Here is a 523-nt window from a genome sequence, read left to right as displayed (position 1 = left end):
CAGCGATGGTGATGGTCTGGCCATTGCTCAAGGTCACGGTGACTGGCGACTGAGCGGCATTGTTCAGGGTTGCGGTGTAGACGATCTGCCCACCTTCGGCCACGCTCGGCGTTGCCGACAGCGACACGGTGGTGGTGTCCTGCACATCCGTGACGGTGGTGCTGACTTGAGTCTTGTCGGCCACCAGGTTTTCGTAATTACCGCCCGAAACATTGCTGATGCTGTTGCTGACGGCGGCATGGCCCTGGTAGACGTCGTTACTGACGGCGCCGATGGCGGTGCCGGAGCTTTGGCCGACCGCGATGGTGATGCTCTGTCCATTGGTCAGGCTGACCACGACCGGACTGCCAGTGACTGGTGCTCCCACCGTCGCGGTGTAGAGGATCGTGCCACCTTCGGCCACACTCGGCGTGGCCGTTAGTGTGACGGTGGTGGTGTCCTGGACATCGGTGACCGTGGTGCTGACTGTGGCGGTGTTGGCGACCAAGTTCTCGTAATTGCCGCCGCTGACGGCTGTGATGCT

At 62.0% G+C, this 523-nt stretch carries 1 protein-coding gene; it reads right to left on the bottom strand.

Features of this window, described 5'->3' with window-relative positions:
• On the bottom strand, window positions 1–523 hold a 523-nt coding region (locus APH28_RS28950; RefSeq protein WP_177334302.1), incomplete at both ends, for an immunoglobulin-like domain-containing protein.

It is taken from the genome of Pseudomonas sp. NBRC 111124 (assembly GCF_001320245.1).
Classification (GTDB): domain Bacteria; phylum Pseudomonadota; class Gammaproteobacteria; order Pseudomonadales; family Pseudomonadaceae; genus Aquipseudomonas.
Note: the sequence above shows the minus strand (reverse complement) of the source record. Positions and strands in the feature narration are given on the sequence as shown.